Source organism: Alteromonas lipotrueae, from assembly GCF_019249255.1.
Lineage (GTDB): Bacteria > Pseudomonadota > Gammaproteobacteria > Enterobacterales > Alteromonadaceae > Alteromonas > Alteromonas lipotrueae.
Genome location: NZ_JAESDJ010000004.1, coordinates 1 through 21181, shown reverse-complemented (window position 1 = coordinate 21181; position 21181 = coordinate 1). Strand labels below are relative to the sequence as shown.

The 21181-nt window shown below is 42.4% G+C and carries 20 protein-coding genes; 9 read left to right on the top strand and 11 right to left on the bottom strand.

The window, feature by feature from the left end; translation table 11 throughout:
- Nucleotides 1-720: 720 nt before the first annotated feature.
- The 4 genes from KYS23_RS07010 to KYS23_RS06995 form a co-directional block, all read right to left on the bottom strand.
- Nucleotides 721-1905: a DUF262 domain-containing protein gene (locus KYS23_RS07010; RefSeq protein WP_218418288.1), complete on the bottom strand. Its 1185-nt coding sequence runs from the start codon at nt 1903-1905 to the stop codon at nt 721-723.
- A complete protein-coding gene (locus tag KYS23_RS07005) occupies nt 1905-2654 on the bottom strand; it encodes an FRG domain-containing protein (RefSeq protein WP_218418287.1) in 750 nt (249 codons plus the stop codon). The genes KYS23_RS07010 and KYS23_RS07005 overlap by 1 nt, the downstream gene beginning before the upstream one ends.
- 50 nt (nt 2655-2704) lie before the next feature.
- Nucleotides 2705-3160 carry a hypothetical protein gene (locus tag KYS23_RS07000; protein ID WP_218418286.1) on the bottom strand — a complete coding sequence of 152 codons (456 nt, stop codon included), beginning with the start codon at nt 3158-3160 and terminating at the stop codon, nt 2705-2707.
- Nucleotides 3161-3402: 242 nt separating this feature from the next.
- The gene (locus KYS23_RS06995; RefSeq protein WP_218418285.1) at nt 3403-4581 is read right to left on the bottom strand and encodes a glutathione S-transferase family protein; all 1179 of its coding nucleotides are present in this window, start codon (nt 4579-4581) and stop codon (nt 3403-3405) included.
- A gap of 312 nt (nt 4582-4893) precedes the next feature.
- Here KYS23_RS06995 and KYS23_RS06990 point away from each other — a divergent pair, with 312 nt between their 5' ends.
- The 4 genes from KYS23_RS06990 to KYS23_RS06975 are packed head-to-tail and all read left to right on the top strand — an operon-like array spanning nt 4894 to nt 10593.
- On the top strand, nt 4894-5613 hold the full coding sequence (locus KYS23_RS06990) for an ABC transporter ATP-binding protein (RefSeq protein ID WP_218418284.1): 720 nt from the start codon (nt 4894-4896) through the stop codon (nt 5611-5613).
- Entirely contained in the window at nt 5613-7055 is a 1443-nt protein-coding gene (locus tag KYS23_RS06985) for an ABC transporter permease (RefSeq protein WP_218418283.1), read from the top strand. The genes KYS23_RS06990 and KYS23_RS06985 overlap by 1 nt, the downstream gene beginning before the upstream one ends.
- Nucleotides 7052-8386 (top strand): DUF3526 domain-containing protein, encoded by a 1335-nt coding sequence (locus tag KYS23_RS06980; protein WP_218418282.1) that lies wholly within the window; start codon nt 7052-7054, stop codon nt 8384-8386. Before KYS23_RS06985 ends, KYS23_RS06980 begins: the two co-directional genes overlap by 4 nt.
- Complete coding sequence (locus KYS23_RS06975) at nt 8383-10593, top strand: TonB-dependent siderophore receptor (RefSeq protein WP_218418281.1); 2211 nt, start codon at nt 8383-8385, stop codon at nt 10591-10593. The genes KYS23_RS06980 and KYS23_RS06975 overlap by 4 nt, the downstream gene beginning before the upstream one ends.
- Before the next feature lie 140 nt (nt 10594-10733).
- Here the strand turns inward: KYS23_RS06975 and KYS23_RS06970 are convergent, their stop codons facing one another.
- From KYS23_RS06970 to dapA, 5 genes are all read right to left on the bottom strand, one after another.
- Entirely contained in the window at nt 10734-11057 is a 324-nt protein-coding gene (locus KYS23_RS06970) for a hypothetical protein (protein WP_218418280.1), read from the bottom strand.
- Between the two features lie 115 nt (nt 11058-11172).
- Nucleotides 11173-12042: a DMT family transporter gene (locus KYS23_RS06965; RefSeq protein ID WP_218418279.1), complete on the bottom strand. Its 870-nt coding sequence runs from the start codon at nt 12040-12042 to the stop codon at nt 11173-11175.
- Nucleotides 12043-12288: 246 nt separating this feature from the next.
- A complete protein-coding gene (gene purC, locus KYS23_RS06960; protein ID WP_013784230.1) occupies nt 12289-13002 on the bottom strand; it encodes a phosphoribosylaminoimidazolesuccinocarboxamide synthase in 714 nt (237 codons plus the stop codon).
- 12 nt (nt 13003-13014) lie between these two features.
- Entirely contained in the window at nt 13015-14118 is a 1104-nt protein-coding gene (bamC, locus tag KYS23_RS06955; RefSeq protein WP_218418278.1) for an outer membrane protein assembly factor BamC, read from the bottom strand.
- A 12-nt stretch (nt 14119-14130) separates the two neighbouring features.
- Nucleotides 14131-15015, bottom strand: a complete 885-nt coding sequence (dapA, locus tag KYS23_RS06950; protein WP_159530534.1) for a 4-hydroxy-tetrahydrodipicolinate synthase — start codon at nt 15013-15015, stop codon at nt 14131-14133.
- Between the two features lie 180 nt (nt 15016-15195).
- On the opposite strand from dapA, the gene KYS23_RS06945 reads away from it, so the two are divergent.
- Both KYS23_RS06945 and bcp read left to right on the top strand, forming a co-directional pair.
- Nucleotides 15196-15759, top strand: coding sequence for a glycine cleavage system transcriptional repressor (locus KYS23_RS06945; RefSeq protein WP_159530536.1), 564 nt, complete (start codon nt 15196-15198; stop codon nt 15757-15759).
- Entirely contained in the window at nt 15737-16207 is a 471-nt protein-coding gene (bcp, locus tag KYS23_RS06940) for a thioredoxin-dependent thiol peroxidase (RefSeq protein ID WP_218418277.1), read from the top strand. The genes KYS23_RS06945 and bcp overlap by 23 nt, the downstream gene beginning before the upstream one ends.
- 123 nt (nt 16208-16330) lie before the next feature.
- Here bcp and KYS23_RS06935 read toward each other — a convergent pair whose 3' ends face one another.
- The gene (locus KYS23_RS06935; RefSeq protein ID WP_159530548.1) at nt 16331-17407 is read right to left on the bottom strand and encodes an AI-2E family transporter; all 1077 of its coding nucleotides are present in this window, start codon (nt 17405-17407) and stop codon (nt 16331-16333) included.
- Between the two features lie 280 nt (nt 17408-17687).
- On the opposite strand from KYS23_RS06935, the gene bepA reads away from it, so the two are divergent.
- A complete protein-coding gene (gene bepA, locus KYS23_RS06930) occupies nt 17688-19157 on the top strand; it encodes a beta-barrel assembly-enhancing protease (RefSeq protein ID WP_159530550.1) in 1470 nt (489 codons plus the stop codon).
- Here bepA and KYS23_RS06925 read toward each other — a convergent pair.
- Nucleotides 19152-19643, bottom strand: coding sequence for a TlpA family protein disulfide reductase (locus KYS23_RS06925; RefSeq protein WP_218418276.1), 492 nt, complete (start codon nt 19641-19643; stop codon nt 19152-19154). The two genes, bepA and KYS23_RS06925, sit on opposite strands and share 6 nt — an antisense overlap.
- 342 nt (nt 19644-19985) lie before the next feature.
- Between KYS23_RS06925 and arsC the strand changes: the two genes are divergently transcribed.
- Complete coding sequence (gene arsC / locus KYS23_RS06920) at nt 19986-20339, top strand: arsenate reductase (glutaredoxin) (protein WP_159530553.1); 354 nt, start codon at nt 19986-19988, stop codon at nt 20337-20339.
- Nucleotides 20339-21055 carry an NAD(P)H-dependent oxidoreductase gene (locus tag KYS23_RS06915; RefSeq protein ID WP_159530555.1) on the top strand — a complete coding sequence of 239 codons (717 nt, stop codon included), beginning with the start codon at nt 20339-20341 and terminating at the stop codon, nt 21053-21055. The genes arsC and KYS23_RS06915 overlap by 1 nt, the downstream gene beginning before the upstream one ends.
- Nucleotides 21056-21181: the final 126 nt, after the last annotated feature.

Here is a 21181-nt window from a genome sequence, read left to right as displayed (position 1 = left end):
AACTGATTACCACTTTACGTTGGTGAAGGAATAAATACACTTAAGAATTACTTAGCAACTTTAAATTGCCATATTTTTGTTGGTACACCAGAATTTTCATCAACGCCTTCATGACTGTGCTCCCCAAACAATTTCGATGCAATAGCTAATGAAGCCTCATTGTCAGCCTCAATAAGTGATTCAATATAAAACTCTTTATAGCTTCTAGGTAAGTCTTTTTTGAACTGCTCTAGAATTTGTTCGATAAATAAGACCGTATTACCTTTGCCTCTTAAAGCTTCAAGTGTTCCATAAAATAATCAAAAACACGGAATCCCATCAATAGGTTGGTTTTCATCTAACACAACTATTTGTTGTACTTTTAATTTATTTAATCTCGCATACGTATACCGCTTATTGTAAAGGCCATTGTCTTTTACAAAATAGATATCATCCGTGAACGAAACTCTTTTCATTCTGAAGCCCTGAGAAAAAGCAAGTTCTAATGTTTTGAAACCTGTCATGGGATCTTGGTCTGGATGCAATTTAAACTCCTTATAAATTATTGAATACTGTAGAGTCAGACAGGCACAAAATGTACACCTTTGTACACAAATATGCCTGTCTTGTTTAGTGTAGTCCTATACACATCGCCCACCTAAAAGGCAATGTATTAGCGTGGTTTTTTGCATTGTTTGCCAAAACTATGACAACGAAACATTGTCGTAGTTAAGGAACTTGTTATACATTTTGAGCCTGAAACCTATCAACAATTTTCTGTACTTCAAATGGGTTAGTAGTTGACGCTCTATACTCAGGATCTTCTAAGTGCGATTTATTAAGAAGTGTATTGATCTCACTAGCAATTCGTTTGATATCATCTTCATTAGTTAAATCAAGGTGAGTGAAGTCATCCTCTTGTAATTTTTTGAAAATACCAGCTAAGATCATAGCAACTGAAACTTGGTACTTGTTTCCTCTTTTTGATGAAACTCCATAAATTTCTTTAGAAAAAGGTTGTTCCGTAACTACTGTTAATGCTTCTATGAATTTATTAAAACCATTAAATAACTCTTTTGTTTTCTCTAGCCCAACTAGATCAACTTCTTCAAGATCACTTTCTGATTTCTGCTTCATATAAACCTCGGCATACTGAGGTGATTTACTGATAATTGTTTCATTATCATTTTCATTTATGAAAGTCTGTATAACACCATTTTCTAGTATGCTTAGATTAACAAATATATTCTCGTGGCAAGCTTTTTTCTGATATCGGTCTTTTGATATTGCGTATGCCTTAGCAAGTGAGCTTTGCGGATTTTTATATAAGTCAGTACAGAACATATTCACCAAATTATTGACCGATGAATCAAAAACAGCATGTCTGATTTCTTGCTGTGTTAGTGGTTTTGTGCCCTTATTATATCTATTAAAAATCTCCAACTCGAATTTCTTACCTGGAAAATCTCTGAATGTGATAGTCGCAACTCTTCGACTAAGGAGTTCAATTTTATCGTCTATTGGCATTGTATTTACATCTAAACCTTCAAATTCACTGATAATACTCAAATCTGTTAGCTTATACTCTCCGGTTAAAAAGCGATAAAAGGCTCTAAGTCGATGTTGACCGTCGACAACATTTAATACTTGAACCCCTTTGAGTTTGTGACTGGCGAGAAAAATAGGAGGGATAGGTATTTCTAGTAAAGCCGATTCTATCAACGAACTTTCATCTGGTATTGATGACCTATACTCTCGTTGATAATCCGGTGCAATAATAATTGCATCATTGAAATCTACAAGTTGATCATTAGTTAAGACATCATCTTTTATTTCTTGTAGTTCAAATCCTAGCTTTATACTGTTGAATATTTTTTGCCAAGATTGGTTTTCATCTTTTGGGTTTATTTTAAATTGTTTCTTCATTAGTTTTTCTCCCTAATATAATCCCAAATATCCTGTTGCATCACAATATCTTTAGCTACTGATGGTAGCTCCGGATAAATATGAGAAAAACTAATACCCAAAGAATATAAACTCGATAAAATATTTTTTGCTTCTGATCCCGTTATAATTAATTTTCGTAAAATTTCATCGTTATTAATAGACTCAAGAGGTTTATCATCATTTTGAAAAAGCACAAATAAACCTTTTTGAGCATTAACTCTTTGGTTTATTTTTCTTCCTTGAATCACTATTGGGCCATCATGTATCTCACTAGGTATGCCGGGGATACCAGAGATATTTAATATTTTTTCCTGTTGGACATTTAATAAATTCAACTTTGTTGGATTTAAAAAATAAACAACTGCGTCAACATCATTTTCATTTTGAAAAGACTTCTCTACTGCAAATAAAAGGGACACTATATGAGAAGTAGTAAAATCCATTAACCGCGTAGGGATTCCATAATGTTGCGCATATAACATCCACTCTACATCATTTTCAATATCTGATGGGTTTGCCATATATTGATAAGAATTCAATTTGAATTCATCTAAGAAATTCCTAATTGCTCTTTTGGGATACTTTCGATTACCTGAAGCATCTTTTCTTAACGCACTTGGTAGCAGGGGGTAGTCACCTCCCTGTCCACGCGACAATGTGAACTCTGTCGGTAACTCCTCAATGAAAGCCATATATTCACTAAGTTTATTTATTATGACTGAAGTCAATTTACATCCTTATTTAATTTACACTCAAAGCTCGACAAATGTATAACGCCTCAATTAGCCGCCGCTTCAGCGGTCGGTTGCATTGACTTGTTAGAGCTTCCCGACTGCATAACTGAAACGGTCAATGAGACTGTTGAAATAATTAGAGCAAGAACAGCGATTGCAGTTCCTATCCAAAACCTCTTTCTCTCTTGGCGCAAGCCTGCCAGAACGGAGGTCATAAGTGGAAAATTTACGCACTTCGGGTCATTTCTAACCTTGAGAGCAAAGAAATGAACATTACTCCCATCATTTTGTTTGTAGCCATACTGTTTCTCTAAGTGGTAGTACAAGCGACCAAAGACAATGTCAGAATCAACTTTAAGCTCTCCAGCAATTTTCTTGCAGTCGACCGGAACATAAATTTTCGAAGCCCGCGTCTCATCACCTCTTTCAAAAGCAACAAAATCAGAATGATACATACGGTATATCGTATTTAATATTTCTAAATCCGTGGGAATTCTCATATTTAACCTAGAGCTCTAACAGCTTATTATACGAAAAGCTTCCTTTATACAAGATGGAAAGTTTCCGTACATCACGTTCCTAATTAACAAACTTTCGCACGAAAACACCCTATTATCAATCTATTACACTTTAACCTTTCAAAGTCACTCCAACATTCCGGAATAATTCCTTTTTCTTTTCAACTGCTCCAAAACAGCAGTAAACTATATAAAAACACACCCCGCCAACATCCCCAACCAACTCACTCAAACACCAACCTATTAACTTCAAAAACAACCCGATCTTTCAACTCCAACCGCATGTTACCCAATCCCCCTACTTCATCCAACAAACTCATCAATTCTAAGCTCGGCTGTTCAATGCTATTAAACACATCTAATACACGTTGCAATTTGTATTGATGAAAGCTGAATACAAAACGTTGCTCTTCTACATTTTCAGTTTCGCTCCGCCCTATTTTAAACGTGTGCTGCCCTATTGTTCTTGGGATAAAGCGTGAAGTATTTTCATTACCCGCGTTTTGAACTCGCCAATCAGCTAACGCTTCTGAAGTGTTTTTCAACACCGGCCATTGCTGAGCAAACATATCCTTTAATAGCGGCAATAAGGTTGCAGGTACTTCGTCGTTTTCTAAAAAGTCAGGGGTATTTATGTCGTTACTGGCAGCAGCACTTGTATGCTTTTCAGCGCTTGAGTTATTCATTCGCTTAACCCAGGCGGCTACATTGGGTGCTAGCTTATCCATCAATTGTTTTGGTGCAGGGTCGCGGTATAAATGAGCATACAATGGGCCTAGTAAACCAAAGTCGCCAGTGCAGGGTTTATCGCCCAGCAAATATTTATGAGTAGCAAAATGTTCGTTTAAGTAATGCAGAACGGTATTTTCGTACCAATCTTCAATATAGGGAATGCTTTTCTCGGTAATGCCTAACAGTGGCACAAACCCTTGAAACTTTTTGGCTATTTTCTTTCCAAAATACGCTTTAACAAATTTGGGGGCTTTAGGGGTAACTACTTGCCCAAACTCTTCGTATATAAAAGGAAAGTTATCTTTGTTCCAGCGGTAGTGCATAGCGGGAATAACCAGCCATTCGTCTCCCCATAGGGCGAACAGTTCGCTTGCAAGGTGCTGTGCCGGTGTGGTGGGCACTACTGATAGATTATTGGTGTTGGTATCTGCCTGTGTATTAGCCCGAGCCTGCGCTTCAAAATAATCAATAATGCGGGCGGTATCTTGTAAGTATTCGTCTGAAGGTGTTTTTACCACCGGAATAAAAGTTACACCGGTTTTCGGGCGAATAATTTTTTTGTAATCCGACACGGTAGACAGCACCTCGGTAAAAGGCAGTTGCTTATAGTTAAGGTAAGCGCGAATTTTACCCGTATACAAAGACACTTCAGAACCATACAAAATATACACTACAACATACTCTTAAACGCTGAATAACAACAAGATAATAGTAAGTCATGTTCACGTCTATTAAATGCCTATTTTGTTCAATGATACAGCGCTATAAGAATGGCTATTTACTAGCCTCTACTCTTTACTTATTAGCCATCGACTCTTTACTTACTACCCACCTACGCACCACTTATTAGCCATCTAAGCACCAAGAATTAGTCATTTCCCAACCGCTTAGTAGCTATATAAACGAAAAAAGCAAAAAGTATTTCACATCACAATTGTTACAATATAACATATCACCAACTTTCGACTTTATACCGTAAATCAATGACATCAAAATCTGTAATTAGTGCTAGTGAATTATCGGTACGTATAGGCCAACGTACTATTCTTGATAACCTTAATTTTGAAGTAGGCAAAGGTGAAGTGTTTGCCCTTCTTGGTGGAAACGGTGCGGGTAAATCCACAACCCTTAAAACCTTTTTAGGGTTAATGAAACCTAGCGCTGGCACAGCGTCTGTTATGGGCATGTCGGTAGCAGACAATACCAACGAAGTGCAAAAGTCGGTGGCTTATTTGCCGGAGTCGGTCACCCTTTATGGTCACCTTTCAGGGTATGAAAATATTCGCTACTTTTTGTCGGTTGCGGGTGTCGAAAAATCGGACGATGCTATTCATGAAGCCCTTAAAAAAGTAGCCCTTCAAGAAAATGCCTGGCACAACACCTTATCGAATTACTCAAAAGGAATGAGGCAGAAAACCGCCATTGCATTAGCCATTCTTCGTAATGCCCCAGTGCTGTTTTTAGATGAACCTACCTCTGGCCTCGACCCTGCTGCTATTGATGAATTTAACTCGCTAGTGTCTGAGTTGGCAAACAATGGTGCCACCATATTTATGGTAACCCACGATGTATATGGGGCTTGCCAGGTTGCGCACCGTATTGTGTTACTAAGTAACGGCAAGCTTACGGGGTCGTTTGAACGCTCGGGCGATACGCCTATCGATACCGAAGCCGTTCACGCAGCCTTTGCAGGGCGCAAGTAATGATTGATCAAACAATAAAAACCATTTGCGCTGAACAGTGGCGTTATTGGCTGCGAACCAAAGTTGCTACCACGGTGTTAATTTTGGGCAGTGTACTCACCCTAGCTGCACTTGTGGTAAATAGCTTTCATATTGAAGAGGCAGCGCACGCCAGAGAACACCTTCAACATGAAGCAGAAGAACGCTTTTTATCACAGCCCGACAAACATCCGCACCGCATGGTGCATTACGGGCATTATGTGTTTCGTACGCCTACCCCGCTTAGTGTAATAGAACCGGGTGTAGACACGTACACAGGTAACGCTATTTTCTTGGAAGGCCACAGGCAAAACAGTGCCATGTTTGCCGAGCAGCGTCAGTCTGCAGGGCTAACCCGTTTTAGTAGCTTAACGCCAAGCTTTTTGGCGTTAGTGTTAGCACCATTGTTTATTATTTTAATTGGCTACGGCAGTGTTTCACGGGAACGTGAAGCAGGCACACTCACTTTATTACTTACCCAAGGCGCTAGCCGTTGGCAGTTGGTGCTTGGAAAACTGGTGGCCTTACTGCTGGCTAGCAGTATTTTTTTACTGCCCTTGTTATTAGCTTGCGTGTATGTCGCCTTTTCCAATGAAAGCGCCTTAGTGGTAACGCTTTTCTGTGTAGGTTACATGCTTTACTTCATGTTGTGGGCTGTGGTGGTTACCGCCTGCTCTACGTTATTTGAAAAAAGCAGTGCCAGCTTTACCGTGCTTATCGTTATATGGATGAGCGCTTGCATATTGCTACCTAGAATGGGCAGCAGTGTGGCGACCAGTATAGAGCCCTCTATTGGCAAGTTAGAAGCCGACTTTAAAGTAGAAGAAAAGCTTCGAAGCTTAGGTGATGGTCACGATGTTAACGATCCGGCTTTTGTTAAGCTTAAACAAGACCTTCTCGAGAAATACAATGTCGATTCGGTAGACGACCTTCCTGTGAACTTTCGAGGCATAGTGGCGCAATATTCAGAGCAGCGCCAAGCGGTAGTCATTAATGAATTTGCAGAAAGCCGCATGCAAGAAGAACTAGCCCAAGCCCGTATTGCAAGGCAGTTTGGCTGGCTTTCCCCTACCGTGGCACTGCGTTCATTCTCTACCCTGCTTGCGGGCACCAGTATTGAAACTCACCACCGTTTTTTGCGTGAAGCCGAAATCCTACGTATGCAGTTTGTACAAGGCTTAAACAAAGTGCACGTAGAAAAGCTTGATTACAAACTGGATATGAACCGCAATGCTAGCGAAGAAGCCGCAGACAAAGCGGTAGTACAGGCCAGTAACTGGGCAGTATTGTCTGAGTTTAGTTTCCAGCCCGAAGCCCCCTTGGCGCGCTTAGGCAGTGCTGCCATGTACTGTTTACAACTTTTTCTTTGGGTGGGTGTTGCTGTACTACTTCTTAATCTTGCAGTAAGGAGGCTAAACCCATGATGCGGTTTAACGATATTAAGCGCGAAGCGGGGTTTGTGTTTGCACACCGTCAATTTAAATTAACCTTGTTGGTGGTATTTCTATTAAGCACGGTAGCCTTGTGGTCGGGTCATGCTGAAATGCAGGCGCAACAAGCTACTATTGAACGTTTATTAGAAAAAGACACTGTAGAGCGTGAAGCGGTGCTTTCCCATCAAAATAGCTATGGCATGGTGGCGTATTACGCCTTTCACCTAACCTATGCGCCACCTTCGCCCCTCGCCTTTGCTGTTGTGGGTGAGCGTGATGTGTTTCCGTGGAAGCATCGTATACGTATGTTAGCCCTTGAAGGGCAAATATACGAAAGCGACACCGACAACCCAGAACTAGCGTTTTTAGGGCGTTTCGATTTTGCCTTTGTGGTAAGCGTGTTACTACCGCTATTTATTATCTTGTTGCTGTACGACTTAAAAGCAAAAGAGCGTGAAGCCAGACGTTTCGACTTACTTAATGTAACGGCGCGCAATAGCCATGCGGTATGGACCTCTCGTACGCTAGTTACGCTGGTGCCGTTAGCCTTAGTCACACTTATTCCTTTTATTGCCTTTGCCATTGTAAATGGCGCATCGGCAAGTTCTATCTTGTTAGCCTGCGTTATTGTACTGGGTACTATAAGCGTGTGGTCTGCCACTGTATTGGCCATTGGCGCGGCGCAACGTTTTGCTAAGTACAGTGCCACCCACCTTGCCTCGTTAATGTTGGGTGTATGGCTTATTACCACCGTAATAGTGCCGGTTACCGGTCATACCGTTATTAATGCGATTGTCGATACACCGGAAGGTGGCGACATTGTGCTTACACAACGTGAAGCCGTAAACGGTGCGTGGGATAAGCCGGTAGAAGCCACGTGGGAAAAGTTTATTGAAACTCACCCACAATGGGCTAATTACACGGCGTACCATCCTGAACGTGATGGTTCGTTTAACTGGAAATGGTATTACGCTTTTCAACAAGTTGGCGATGAACGGGCAAGCGAACTTTCTAACGCTTATCAACAAGCCACCCTTAGAAAAAACCAACTGGCAGGTTATGTGTCTTTGTTATCGCCTTCGTTGCTAACCCAGCGTTTGTTGTCGAACACCGCTAGCACCAACGTGCAATCTATGATTGATTATGAAAATAAGGTGCGCGCGTTTCACGCATCGTTGCGCGAGTTTTATTACCAACAACTTTTTGCTGCGCCTGAGTTTACAGAAGCCAGCCTTAAGCAGCTTCCACAATTCACTACAACTTCACAATTTACTACAACATTTACTACAACAAAAAATGAACACACAGGAAAACACCAATGAAAAATAACTGGGTGAAATCTACACTCGCCATCAGTATTGCCGCATTTTTCAATGCCCCTGCTTTTGCTCAAACAAATGACCAAAGCTCGTCTCAAAAAAACGAAGAAGCAAAGGTCGAGAAAATTACGGTACACGGCATGCACCGCGCTTATCAAGGTGCATTTGAATACAAAGAAGTGCCTGCCGCCGCACAAGATATCGACTTAGGCCTAATTGGTGATGCAGGTGCTATTAACTTAAATGATGCATTAGATCTTTCAGCTTCGGTAGCCAGGCAGAATAACTTTGGTGGGTTGTGGAATAGTTTTGCCATTCGTGGTTTTTCTGGTGATGAAAACCTACCAAGTGGTTTCTTGGTAAATGGGTTTAATGCTGGCCGTGGCTTTGGTGGCCCTCGTGATTTAGCGGGTATCGACCATGTGGAAGTATTAAAAGGCCCTAAAGCGGCTTTATTTGGCCGCGGTGAACCTGGCGGTGCGGTAAACTTAGTCACTAAGCGCCCACAATTTTTCACAGGTGGCGAAGTAAAAGCCACTTATGGTAGTTGGGAACAAGTACGTGTTGAAGCTGACGTGCAAACGGTAGCGGGCGCAAAAGAAGACATTGGCGTTCGCCTAGTGGGCTTTTACGAAGACGCTGAGAGCTTCAGAGATACGGTAGAAACCGAAAAGTTAGGCTTTTACCCTTCTGTTACCTGGGAATTTTCTGAAGATACCCGTATTACCTACGAACTTGAGTATACCAAACAAAAAATTCCTTTCGACCGTGGTGTTATTGCGGTGGATGGTAAGTTAGGAATTCAGCCTATTGAAACCTTCGTGGGCGACCCATCTGGCGATAGAATTACTACCGACGTGGTCGGTCACCAGCTTGAGATTTCTCACGAACTCAACGATGACTGGAACCTACTTATTGGCGCAGGCTTACGTGATACTACCTTTGAAGGTAATGCACTAGAAACCAACTTTGAAGGCCGCCAAACCTTGTTTATCGACCCAGATCAAACCTTGCTATCTCGCTTTCAGCGCTACCGCGATTTTGAAACCGATTACGTAGTGCTGCGCGGTGAAATTGCTGGTGAATTCGATACGGGTTCAATTAGGCATCGCGTTATTATTGGTGGTGATTACGATAAGTTTGAAAACGACCAAGTTATCTTGCGCTACCGCCCGCCTTATTTTTCCAGTGACACAGACATCAACGATTTGGATTTAAGCCAATATCTTGTGGTAGATATTCTTAACCCAGATTACTCGCCTGTGGCTGATGTTGAATTGTCAGACAACCTAGACCGCCTAGAAACCCAAGAAGCGTGGGGAATGTACATTCAAGACCAAGTGAACATTACCGATAAGTTTCAAGTGCGCTTTGGTGGTCGAATTGACAAATTCGAACAAGAAATTCAAAACCGCTTAAGCGATCCGGTAACCACTACATCACAAGATGATACTCAATTTTCACCTCAGTTAGGTGCGGTGTATTTACTTGATGACAGCATTAGTTTTTACGCCACCTACGGTGAAGGCTTTCGTCAACTTACGGGTTCTGATTATGCTGGAAATCCGTTTGAACCAAATCAATCAGAGTCTACCGAAGTGGGTGTTAAAACCGACCTAACGTCGTTCTTTAACAATGTTCGCGGCGATATCACCCTGTCTATCTTTAATATCGATCAAAGCAATATTTTGGTGTTCGATAGCAGCGATGAAGCGTCTGACGGTTTCTTCCTAACCCCTGGCGGCGAAGCACGCAGTCGTGGTGTTGAATTAGATATTAACGCTGAGTTCAGCAATGGTATTGCGTTGTGGGTGTCTTACGCTTATATCGATGCAGAAAGTACCAACGATGCGGCTGACGCTAACTTTGTGGCGGCTATTGAAGCGGGCGACCCGCTAATTAACGTGCCTGAAAATCAACTAAGCGTTCAAGTAGGCAAAAGCCTTACGGTTTCAGATATGCCGGTGCGCTTAGGCACTGGTTTGTTGTACGTAGATGAGCGTTTAGGCCAAACAGCAACAGACTTCTATTTGCCTAGCTACACTACCGTGCGCGCGTTTGCGCAAATTGAACCGGTTGAAAACTTAGTGGTACGTGCAGATGTAGACAATCTTTTCGATAAAGAGCACTACACCAACTCTTTTGCCGATGTATGGGTTGAGCCAGGTGCACCGCGCCGCTTTAGAGTATCGGCGTCTTATCGTTTCTAGGCTTTATAGTTAAAAGCTTTGTAGTAAAAAGCTAGCATAGATGACGTAGATAAGCTTTGTTTCCCTCATGCTTGTCTACGTCATTTTTTATGTGTTGAAAGCCTAAAGCTCAGCTTATCGGCATGGGTTAACGACTTAGGTTATCGACTAGGCGTAGATTGCACTTTTAAGTTGTAGTCTTTCGCTATGCCCTCAACAATGCGGGTTAAGCCCACTATCTCGCCTTGGTCATCCTTACTCCATGTGCAAGTAAGCGTGCTGGTGCCTTTTCGAAGCTTGCCCTGCCAACTGTCACGGCTTACATCAAGGTCGCCTCTAGCATCAGTTAATTCCCAGCCTTTATCTTTAAAGTCGAAAACAATGGTGGCAAACCTTTCGCCTGGGATAGCTTCAATAATTTTTAAGTCTTTACGCTGAAATTTAGAAGCAATTAGTGCTCGGCGAATGTTAGTCAATAAGCCCACGTTAATCCCTTATAGTAATGGTCGAAGCTGCGGTATTTAGTCTGAGCTGCGGTATTTAGTCTGAGCTGCCGCTCATATTAGCGTTGCGGCTTATTATAGGCCAAGCTTTATTAGATTAAGCTTTGCGCATTTTAATAACCAACCAAATACCGCCTAATGTCATTAAAGAGGCTACCATAATTTGCACGCTAATGGCTTCAGCAAGAAATGCCCAGCCCATCAGCGTGGCAATTACCGGTACGCTTAACTGAACGGTGGCAGCCGTTGTCGATTGAATTAAAGGTAATGCTTTGTACCAAATGGCATAGCCACAACCAGATGCCACTATTCCAGATGCCAGCGCATATAACACCCCATCGTTGCTCCATTGCCAAGTATCGGTTACCCATAACCAAACAATCAAAGGCAGGGTAAGTAGTGTGGCATATAAAAAGTTACCCGCCGTGAGCAATAAGGGCGCATTACTCTTTTTACCTAGTAAGGAATAAAAACCCCATGCAATACCAGCGCTTATCATTAATAAGGCTGAAAACAATGGTGGCGCACTAGCCCCTGGAAGCAGCAAGATAACTAAGCCTGCAAAAGCCAGTAAAAACCCTAGCCACTGAAATGTAGCAAAGCGTTCGCCTTTTAATAAGCCTACTGAAATCATAGTGAGCTGCACTGCGCCAAACAATAGCAACGCGCCTGTGCCTGTCGACATCGAGATATACGCATAAGAAAATGCAATAGCGTAAATAAATAAGCTTAACGCCCCTGCTATTGATGCTTGTTGTTTAATGGCTGCTATTGGGCTGGTGTTTTTTGATGAACGGCGGGCAGTAAATGCCACTAAAAGGGCTAAACACAATGCGCCACTGGCTAAGCGTATTGTGGTGAAAAGGCCGGGGTCGATATCGGTATTAGCCAATGCCATTCGGCATAATAACGAATTGGCCGCAAACGCCAGCATGGCAATACACACTAATCCGTACGGGTTACCCATTCGTTTTCTCCAGCAGCGTATGCATAAAAGCCCTTTTTATAATGATGATAATTTTATAGCGTTTAGTTGTGCATTTAGCATTATATAAAATGCACAAAGCGCTTTTTGAACAAGGCTATTTTAAATAAAGCATTGTTTAATCAAAGCTCTGTTAATCAAAGCGTTGTTTAATTTACCTTTTTACAGACAAAAGAAAAGGACCGCAATGGGTCCTTTTTTCGTTCAATCTTTGCATTACTATGTAAGTTACAGTGAAACACCTAAGCGTTCTGCAACTTCAATGTAAGTTTCAACTACTGAGCCTAGGCCTTGTCTGAAACGGTCTTTATCCATCTTCTTACGGGTTTCTTTGTCCCACAAGCGGCAACCGTCAGGGGTAAATTCATCACCCAAGACAATGTTGCCATCAGGATCAACACCGAATTCAAGTTTGTAATCTACTAGCAACATGCCTGCTTCATCAAACAGCGATTTAAGTACGGCATTTACTTTAAACGTTAACGACTTCATTTCAGCAATTTGCGCTTCAGTCGCCCAACCAAATGAAACAATATGATAATCGTTAATCATAGGGTCGTGCAGTGCGTCGTTTTTAAGGAAGAATTCAAACACAGGCGGTGCCAACGTTTGCCCTTCTTCTACACCAAGACGACGAACCAAAGAGCCAGCCGCTAGGTTACGAACAACACATTCCACTGGGATCATGTCTAGCTTTTTAACTAAAGATTCAGTGTCAGAAAGCAAGGCTTCTACTTGCGTAGCAATACCTGCTTCTTCAAGTTTAGTCATAATAAAATGGTTAAACTTGTTATTCACTTCGCCTTTACGGTCTAGCTGTTCAATTTTTTCACCATCGAAAGCTGATGTGTCGTTTCTGAAATGCAGAATTAACTTATCGCTGTCATCGGTAAAATACACAGTTTTTGCTTTACCGCGGTAAAGCTCGTCACGTTTTTCCATTCTCAGTCTCAATTATATATCAAGGTTATCTTCTGACATGACCTCGGCAAATGCGCCGTAAAGGTCTGAAACCTGATTGGCTTCAAAAGGTTCGCTTTCATTATTCATGAAAGTCACTGAACTGCGTTTCTCACCGGCACGTGAAACTTTCAAACGGTAGTCACCTTTTTCAAGTAACTCGTTGTCGCTGGAGAACAAGCCGCCCCACCAACCCGTGTCACTACCATTATAGGTAACAAACAGTAAGCCGTTTGATTTGTCTAAGTCTTTAACGTCGAAACCAAGTTTACGCAATACCAACAACATACGTGGCCATACCACGTCGTATTGTGCATCTACCATAAATGCGGGGTTGCCGTCATCGTTAAAGCCCATTTCGGTATTTAGGCCTTGGCGAATACGTGCAATTCGGCGAGTTTCTTGTAACTGAATTTGGTATTCGTAATGACCAATCACTTGGTTAAGTACGTCTACTTCTTCACGGCGCTCTTGCATGCTTGAAATTTCTGCAACAACATCGTCACCTGTGGTGGCCATGTAGTCTTTTAAATCAACAGAAAGGGCTGCGGTTCTACCGTGAGGTTTTACGTCTAGAACGAATTCAAAGCGGCGACCCACTTCACTTTCAGTACTGGTCCAGCTGTACCAAGGGCTGTCCACTTCTTTTTTAATGATCATCCAGTCAGTGTTTAAAACTTGCTGTTCAGGATCGAAGAAATCTACGCCAATGCCTTGCTCGTCTAGGAAGCTTAACAAAGAATTCCAAATTGCTTGGCTTAACGGCTGGCTATCATCAACTTGGTCGAACCAAATTGTTGCTGTGCTTTTACCTTCTTCAACGTGAGAACCGGTTACTAGCGGCAATACCAATGCAGGAGATTGCACAAGCAATTTCTTCCCAACAAGACTTCCATCTACGCTTTCGTCTAATTCAGGTACTGCAAACTCTCTAGAAAAAGTTGGCGCATCTAAGTCGTCAGGAACACGTACTGGGGTTTGTTCTTTTGTTTCTAAGTACTTGTACGTTCCTGAAGCCGTCTTTCTATCTGTTTGGCTTGAACAACCTGCAAGTGCGATTACTACCATCGAACTCACTATAGCCAGCGTTCTATTCATCTGTGTTCCTTATTAACCCGAAATCAATGCGTATTTTTGTAATAGTTCTTCGATATGTTTTTGGCTTACAAGTTCCGGTAAAACCATAGGTAATCGCATTTGTGCACTTTCCATCATGCCCATTTTGTATAAAGCCCACTTTGGAATAACTGGATTAGGCTCGATAAATAGCGCGCTGTGAAGCAATTCGATGCTTTCATCTATAGTGCGACATTTATCAAAATCTTTTGCTAAAGCGGCTTCGCACATTTGTGCAATGGCCTTAGGTACCACGTTTGCTGTCACAGAAATAACCCCATGACCGCCTTCACACATGAACTCACAACTTGTGCCGTCATCGCCGCTTAGTAAAACGAAGTCTGAAGGTACCAGTGCTTGCGTTGCTTTAAGGCGAGAAATATCGCCTGTTGCGTCTTTTAATCCAACAATATTTTTGTGAGATGAAAGTTCGGCCACGGTTTCCGGCAGCATGTCGGCAACGGTTCTACCCGGTACATTGTATAACAACACAGGTAAATCGCTGGCATCAGCAATGGCGTTGAAGTGTGCCACCATACCCGCTTGTTGAGGCTTGTTGTAGTAAGGCACTACGCTTAAGAAGCCGTCGATACCAGCCGCGCCCAATTGCTTAGTTAAGAAAATCGCTTCGGCAGTTGAGTTTGCACCACTACCTGCAATAACAGGAATAGCGCCAGACACCATAGCAACGGTCTCTTTAACTACATTTACGTGTTCATCAAACGGTAAGGTGGCCGACTCGCCAGTGGTGCCAACAGACACAATACCATGTGTGCCTTGTTCAACATGAAAGCGCACTAGCTTCTCAAGTGACTTATAATCGATGTCGCCGTTTTCAAACATCGGCGTGACGAGTGCTACGTAACTACCAGTAAACATAATCTCTCCGCAAAATATGAGCGCACATGGTAAATATGTCGGTAGCTAAACACAAGCTATCTCACGTCTAAATGACAAGAATTTGACAATAATCTGCATCAATACTACAAAAAGCCGCTGGTACTAAAAAAAAACTCTATGCTACCATCACACAATACGTTTCTTGTGATGTAGGTTTTAATGTCTCAACACCAACTGATTGTTACCATTTTAGGTTCTGATAAAACGGGTATATTAAGTGAAATTGCGACCACAGTTTCTGCAGCGCAATGCAATATTTTAGACAGTCGGCAAGCAATTTATGGTCAAGAGTTTTCACTTACTATGATTTTAGAAGGCTCGCAGTCAGCCATTACCCGCGCTGAGTGTAGTGTGCCTCCCCTTTGTCAGCGCCTAGATCTGCTTTCCATGATGAAACGTACCAGTCACCACGAAAAGCAAAATCTCGATCACTTATTTCACGTTGAGTTCAGCGGCGAAGATACGGCTGGCCTTATTGAGGCAGTAACAGGCTTTTTCGCAAAACGTAACGCGTCAATCAGTGCGTTTAGACAAGCCACTTACAAAGCGGCTGAGTGTGAAAACGAATGTATGCGATGCAAGTTTGTTGTGAACATGCCCGCCTCAGAAGATTTTGCTGCTCTAGAATCAGAACTAACCGCGTTGTTTGAAGAGCTCAATGTAACCGGTAAAGTTGTAGATAAACATATTAAGGAATCAAATGAACACGCTTCAAGCTGGTGATAAAGCACCACAATTTTCACTTCAAAACCAAAATGATGAAACCATTACGTTATCAGATTACCTAGGTAAAAAAGTACTGGTGTACTTTTACCCTAAGGCGATGACACCAGGTTGCACCGTGCAAGCGCAAGGCTTGCGTGACAGCAAAGATGCCCTAGACGGCTTGAACGTAGAAGTGATGGGTATTAGCCCTGATGCGGTTAAACGCTTGCCAAAATTTGCTGAAAAGGAAAGCCTAAACTTTACCTTGTTGTCAGATGAAGACCACGCGGTAGCAGATGCTTTTGGCGTATGGGGCTTGAAAAAGTTCATGGGTAAAGAGTATGACGGTATTCATCGTTTGAGCTTTTTAGTAGACGAAAACGGCGTTATTGAACACGTTTTCAATAAGTTCAAAACCAAAGAGCATCACACAGTAGTGTTAGATTACTTGGCAGATAACAAGTAACTCTTTATAAACGTATTTCGTTAGCGGTTTTATATCGATTTAACATTGACAAAAAGCTAATAAAAAAAGCGGTAGTTCACACTACCGCTTTTTTTATTTCACTGGATGTTAAATATTTACAGCTTATTCGCTTTCAGCCACCGGTAAACCGGCAGGGTTACTCGACCACGCTGTTATTACTGCTTTTACCAATGTTGCCAACGGTATAGCAAAGAAAACGCCCCAGAAGCCCCAAAGGCCACCAAATACCAGCACGGCAATAATGATGTACAGTGGGTGCAAACTTACTGCTTCAGAGAAAAGCAAAGGCACCAATAAGTTTCCATCTAGTGCCTGAATAATCGAATAGGCAATAAACAAATACCAGAAATCAGGCGTTAAACCCCATTGAAACAATGCAACTATGGCAACAGGAATGGTAACCACCGCCGCGCCAATATAAGGAATTAGCACAGAAATACCTACCAATACACCAAGCAAAATGGCGTATCGCAAATCCATGAAGGCAAAGGTTACGCACGACACTAAGCTAACAATCACGATTTCTATCACTTTGCCGCGAATATAATTGGCAATCTGTGAATTCATTTCATGGCCAACTTGCGTAATCAAACGGCGCTCTCTAGGTAACAATTGAGAAATGCTTTCTAAGAAATACATTTTGTCTTTCAGCATGAAAAACACCATTAATGGTACAAGTACCGCATAAACTAACAACGCAGCCACATTGGCAATATTACTGAAAGAAGCCGATATTAAGGTCTCTCCCACACCAACAAGTTTGTCGTTTAGCCCTTCCATCATTTGATGAATTTGGTAAACCTGCACGTAGTCAGGGTATTTTTCTGGCAAGGTTAAGATCCAATCTTGGGCTTTTTGCCATATTAAAGGGGTTTCTTGAATAAGATTAATGCTTTGCCGAGTGACAATGGGCACTAACCCAATCAGCATGAAAATGACAAGGGTAATGAACCCCATTAGTACGATGCCGCAGGCAATAGCGCGCCCTACGCCAAATCTAACAAGGTGGGTAACCGGCCAATCAAGTAAATACGCCACAACGGCCGCCACTAAAACGGGCATGATAAGCTCGCCCCACAAAAGCAGTGCAGTTGTTGTAATAAGTATGAGAATAAGCAGCATGGCTGCATCAGGATCGGAAAATTTGCGTCGGTACCAGCGACCAAACACACTGATCATAAAAGCTTCCTGAGAAATGTTAAGATTAGGATACGCATCATAGTGTAAAGACTTAGCATCGGGCAATACACTTTCTATTTAAATCAATCTGGTAAGACGATTTAACAAGCAACACACGAATCAATTGCCAAGGTTAACGATAATGACAGAGTGACACTAAAACTGGCATAAACGTACTTATCTAGGCAGAATGATAAAATTCACAATAAATAATTGAAACTGAAACGGTACTTTGATGCTCTAATACGTATTCCAGTATTGTTTAGTAAATCACAGGTACATGAAGAAAAGGTTATCTCAAAAACTCTTTGCGCTGTCTTTCCTTATTACAGCCAGTCTATCGAGTATTGCGCAAGACGCGAGTTATACGAATAAAAATGCGCTGCCTGAAATTGGTGTAGTGGCGTCTGACGCTATTTCTTTAGATAAAGAAATGATTGTTGGCGATGCCGTTATGCGTCAAATGCGTGGGCAAAGCCCGCTAATAGCCGATCCTGTTTTAGATGAATATCTACAAGATTTAGGTAACCGCTTAGTTATTCATGCCGAAAATGCCAAGTTCCCCTTTCGTTTCTTCTGGGTAAACAACGATGCGATTAACGCCTTCGCGTTCTTTGGTGGGCATATAGGTGTTCATACTGGCCTTATGCGAAGGGCAAATACTGAAAGTGAATTGGCCTCGGTATTGTCTCACGAAATTTCTCACGTTACACAAAGGCACATTGCTCGAAGCATGCAGGCACAACAACGTTCGTCGCCCTTAGCCATTGCGTCACTTATTGGTGGCGTATTAATTGCCATGGCAAACCCTCAAGCGGGTATGGCAGCAATGCAGGCTGGCCAAGCGGCCTCTGTACAAATGCAAATTGACTACACCCGTTCAAATGAACAAGAGGCTGACCGCATCGGTATTGCTATGTTGTCTCGGGCCGGGTTTGATGCCAATGGCGCTGCCGACTTCTTTTCAATTATGGCAGAAGAATATCGAAACGTTTCTCGTCCGCCAGCGCGCTTGTTAACGCACCCATTAACTGAGTCTCGTATTGCCGATGCCCGTTCACGAGCAGACGACTATCCTTCTCGCTTTGTGCCTGTAAGCAAACAGTTTGAACTGGCTAAAGCTAGGATCATGGCCAGATATTCATTCGAACCTGATTACGCCGTAGAGTATTTCACCGCACAGGTAGATAAAAAGGCTTATCGAGTAAGAGAAGCTTCGCTTTACGCCTTAGCATTGGCGTACATGCGTACCGAAGAATACGACAAAGCCCAAGAAATCATTATGGGTGAATTGTTAACCAAAGATAGCGGCAACCTGTTTTACCTAGACGCCGCAACAGATATTTACATTGCTAAAGGCGAGCCTTTGAAGGCGGTAGAAATGCTGTCACCTTTTGTAGAGAATAGCCCGCGCAATCAAGTACTGGCACTCAACCAAGCGAATGCCATGATAAGTGCAAGTCGTTACGATGATGCTATTAGCTTACTGAAAGACTTTTTATTGGTGAACGATGAATACCAAATTGCGCATCAGTTGATGTCAGAGGCGTATCAAAAAGCGAAGCGCTTTTCGCAAATGCATCAAAGTAAGGCAGAAGTGTACGCCTTGTATGGCGCTTATACTCGCGCCGTAGATGAATTACAGTATGCTTATAATTTTGCGAAAGACGACGACCATCTTCAAAAGCAGCGCATTAGGGCAAGAATAAAGCAATTTAGAGATCAAGAAGAGCGGTTACAGCGTTTATAGCGCCTGCGCCTGCAACGCCGCAATTTTGTCTTTTAAGATGTCAGCGGTTACCTCACCTAAAATCTCGGCGTGAACCTGCCCTTTCGGGCCCACAATATAAGTCGCCGGTAAATACGGCGGCTTTGTAATGGGAAGCTGGGTTTCTTCATTGGCTACAATCAAATTCAGCGTAATATCAAACTTGTTTGCCATGGCCTGTAAATCATCTTCCGGTAGCACGTCGTAATTAATCGCGAATAACAAAGTGTTTGGCGGTAGGTTTTCGCTTAAATGATGTAACTCAGGCATTTCTCTTAAACACGGCGCACACCAGGGTGCAAAGTAATTAATGATCACCCAATTACCTTCTAAATCACGCCATTTATATGTTTCGCCCTGAAGGGTTTCAAAGTCGGTTTGATGGTAATTGTAAAACCATACTCCAGCGGTTGCCGAAAGTAACATCACCAATATAATCAACAGCCCTTGCTTCACAGCGTTCGTCATTTTTAGCGTACCTTTTTGCCTTATGAACAGCGTTATTATTTATAAAAACAATATTACCAACAAAATAAACAGCAACGGTGTGCAAACATGCCTAGCTGCGTATTTAATAGCAAGTATTTTCATGTATTTGGGATTGAGATTACTTTGGTATTTACGCCATATTAAACGCGTAGTTTGCACATGCAGGGTTAATTGCTTAGCATCACCTTTCATTTATGGGGCCTACACACCAATATTATTGCGCTTTTGTCACTAATAAGGCCTTAGCACCTTGAAAAATACCTTCAAACAAGCAATAGTCAGCGCCAAAATTTGGCAATGATTTAACGATGAGGCGACATTATGTCTTCGGTTACTATTTTACATAACCCGCGCTGCTCTAAAAGCCGCCAAACCTTAGCACTACTTGAAGAAAAAGGTATCTCGCCTACCGTAGTAGAATATTTAAAAACGCCACTGAGTATCGATGAACTTAACACCTTGTTCGGGCAACTTAACATAGAAAATGTGCGAGACATGATGCGTACCAAAGAAGAAGCCTATAAAGCGAATGCATTAGGTGGTGCAGATATTACCGATGAGCAGCTTTTCGCCGCTATGGTAGAACACCCTAAGTTAATTGAGCGCCCTGTGGTGATTAACAACAATACAGCCCGTATTGGAAGGCCGCCAGAGGCCGTACTGGAAATCGTATAATGGGCCCTATTTTAATTCTTTATTACAGCCGCCATGGCAGTACCAAAAGGTTAGCCGATGCTATAGCACATGGGGCAATGGCTGAACTATCAAGCATGGAAGCCAATGCTATCTCTGCATCACCGGCTACCGCTGCATCATTTGTACGACCTGAAGTAATAGTGCGCAGCGTGGCAAGCCTAAACATTAACTCGAATAGTTCAAGTGATCAGGGCTCAGGCGAAGAAAATGCAGATGCCAGTTTAAAAGAGGCAAACCCTAACGCCGCCCCCACGGTAACCTTACAAGAACTCGAGCAGTGTAGCGCGCTTGCCCTAGGAAGCCCTACGCGATTTGGTAACATGGCTGCACCAGTGAAGCATTTTTTAGACAGCACCAGCAGCCAATGGTTAAAAGGATCGTTAATTAATAAGCCTGCGTGTGTATTTACATCAAGCTCTTCCATGCATGGCGGTCAAGAATCAACGCTGCTGTCTATGATGATTCCGCTATTTCACCATGGCATGGTGATGTGCGGCCTGCCCTACAGCGAGCCTGCGCTTCATCACACGCGAAGTGGTGGTAGCCCTTACGGTGTGAGCCATGTGGCCCTAGATAATGCGGTCACACTTACCGAAGATGAAAAATCTTTATGTATTGCTCAAGGTAAACGTCTGGCAAACTTAGCCAGTGCTTTGTGGCATGCAAATAACCAGGAGACAACACATGGCGCCTAATACGCGTTTTTATCGTTATTTGGCACTGGGTTGTCATACCTTATTAATTGTGTGGATTATTGCGTGGCAGTTTTTTCTTAATAAAACGCTAACGTACTCACCAATATTTATTACGCTAGTTTATTT

Bases quoted from the DNA above. Each gene is read 5' to 3' on its own strand.
- KYS23_RS07010 (WP_218418288.1), bottom strand. From the start codon at position 1,905: ATGAAGAAACAATTTAAAATAAACCCAAAAGATGAAAACCAATCTTGG.
- KYS23_RS07000 (WP_218418286.1), bottom strand. From the start codon at position 3,160: ATGAGAATTCCCACGGATTTAGAAATATTAAATACGATATACCGTATG.
- KYS23_RS06990 (WP_218418284.1), top strand. From the start codon at position 4,894: ATGACATCAAAATCTGTAATTAGTGCTAGTGAATTATCGGTACGTATA.
- KYS23_RS06985 (WP_218418283.1), top strand. From the start codon at position 5,613: ATGATTGATCAAACAATAAAAACCATTTGCGCTGAACAGTGGCGTTAT.
- KYS23_RS06980 (WP_218418282.1), top strand. From the start codon at position 7,052: ATGATGCGGTTTAACGATATTAAGCGCGAAGCGGGGTTTGTGTTTGCA.
- KYS23_RS06975 (WP_218418281.1), top strand. From the start codon at position 8,383: ATGAAAAATAACTGGGTGAAATCTACACTCGCCATCAGTATTGCCGCA.
- KYS23_RS06965 (WP_218418279.1), bottom strand. From the start codon at position 12,042: ATGGGTAACCCGTACGGATTAGTGTGTATTGCCATGCTGGCGTTTGCG.
- purC (WP_013784230.1), bottom strand. From the start codon at position 13,002: ATGGAAAAACGTGACGAGCTTTACCGCGGTAAAGCAAAAACTGTGTAT.
- bamC (WP_218418278.1), bottom strand. From the start codon at position 14,118: ATGAATAGAACGCTGGCTATAGTGAGTTCGATGGTAGTAATCGCACTT.
- dapA (WP_159530534.1), bottom strand. From the start codon at position 15,015: ATGTTTACTGGTAGTTACGTAGCACTCGTCACGCCGATGTTTGAAAAC.
- KYS23_RS06945 (WP_159530536.1), top strand. From the start codon at position 15,196: ATGTCTCAACACCAACTGATTGTTACCATTTTAGGTTCTGATAAAACG.
- bcp (WP_218418277.1), top strand. From the start codon at position 15,737: ATGAACACGCTTCAAGCTGGTGATAAAGCACCACAATTTTCACTTCAA.
- KYS23_RS06935 (WP_159530548.1), bottom strand. From the start codon at position 17,407: ATGATCAGTGTGTTTGGTCGCTGGTACCGACGCAAATTTTCCGATCCT.
- bepA (WP_159530550.1), top strand. From the start codon at position 17,688: ATGAAGAAAAGGTTATCTCAAAAACTCTTTGCGCTGTCTTTCCTTATT.
- KYS23_RS06925 (WP_218418276.1), bottom strand. From the start codon at position 19,643: ATGACGAACGCTGTGAAGCAAGGGCTGTTGATTATATTGGTGATGTTA.
- arsC (WP_159530553.1), top strand. From the start codon at position 19,986: ATGTCTTCGGTTACTATTTTACATAACCCGCGCTGCTCTAAAAGCCGC.
- KYS23_RS06915 (WP_159530555.1), top strand. From the start codon at position 20,339: ATGGGCCCTATTTTAATTCTTTATTACAGCCGCCATGGCAGTACCAAA.